Annotated in this window: 1 protein-coding gene; it reads left to right on the plus strand. The window is 49.9% G+C overall.

The window, feature by feature from the left end; all coding sequences use genetic code 11:
• Positions 1-71 precede the first annotated feature (71 nt).
• Entirely contained in the window at positions 72-1,280 is a 1,209-nt protein-coding gene (locus NC856_RS17595) for an IS256 family transposase (protein ID WP_264091693.1), read from the plus strand.
• Positions 1,281-1,315 lie beyond the last annotated feature (35 nt).

Genomic DNA, 1,315 nt, shown 5'->3' on the forward strand with positions numbered 1-1,315 from the left:
GAGACTGTAATTTAAATTGTGTAATTGTCTGTTTTTGATATGTTCACTCCAACAACGGAGACAGGCAAACGATGGACGAAAAGAAACTCAAGGCACTCGCTGCCGAACTGGCTAAAGGCCTTAAAACCGAAGCCGACCTCAATGCGTTTTCCCGCATGCTGACGAAGTTAACCGTCGAAACGGCGCTTAATGCTGAGTTAACTGACCATCTCGGGCATGAGAAAAATGCCCCTAAATCAGGCTCTAATACCCGAAATGGTTACTCGTCTAAAACCGTGTTATGCGACGACGGCGAGATTGAACTGAGCACGCCACGTGACCGTGAAAACACCTTCGAGCCGCAACTGATAAAGAAAAATCAGACGCGTATCACGCAGATGGACAGCCAGATTTTGTCCCTGTACGCCAAAGGGATGACGACCCGCGAAATCGTTTCGACATTCAAAGAGATGTACGACGCTGATGTGTCTCCCACGCTGATATCTAAAGTCACCGATGCGGTTAAAGAACAGGTGACAGAATGGCAAAACCGGCCACTGGATCCTCTCTATCCCATTGTTTATCTTGATTGTATCGTGGTGAAAGTCCGTCATAGCGGCAGTGTCATCAACAAAGCGGTGTTCCTCGCTCTGGGTATTAACACCGAAGGCCAGAAAGAACTTCTGGGCATGTGGCTGGCAGAAAATGAAGGGGCGAAGTTCTGGCTCAGTGTGCTGACGGAGCTTAAAAACCGGGGGCTTCAGGATATCCTGATTGCCTGCGTGGACGGCCTGAAGGGCTTCCCGGATGCGATAAACAGCGTTTATCCTCAGACACATATCCAGCTGTGCATCATCCATATGGTGCGCAACAGCCTGAAATACGTCTCGTGGAAGGATTACAAAGGGGTCACCAGCGGGCTGAAAGCTGTGTATCAGGCCCCAACAGAGGAAGCGGCGTTGATGGCGCTGGATAAGTTCGCGGGCATCTGGGATGAGAAATACCCTCAAATCAGCAAAAGCTGGCGTGCGCACTGGGAAAACCTGAATACGTTTTTCGGCTACCCACCCGATATCCGCAAAGCTATCTACACCACGAATGCAATTGAATCACTGAACAGCGTGATCCGTCAGGCGATAAAGAAACGCAAAGTCTTCCCAACGGATGACTCGGTGCGGAAAGTGGTTTATCTGGCAATACAATCGGCCTCGAAAAAATGGAGTATGCCGATCCAGAACTGGCGGCTGGCGATGAGCCGTTTTATTATTGAGTTCGGTGACCGCCTGAGCGCTCACCTTTAATACGATGGCAGTTACACAGAATTACGGACAGGCTC

The sequence above is a fragment of the Brenneria izbisi genome, from assembly GCF_025840185.1.
GTDB classification, from domain to species: Bacteria; Pseudomonadota; Gammaproteobacteria; order Enterobacterales; family Enterobacteriaceae; genus Brenneria; species Brenneria izbisi.

Coding starts and splice junctions, on each gene's coding strand:
- NC856_RS17595 (WP_264091693.1), top strand. CDS start 72: ATGGACGAAAAGAAACTCAAGGCACTCGCTGCCGAACTGGCTAAAGGC.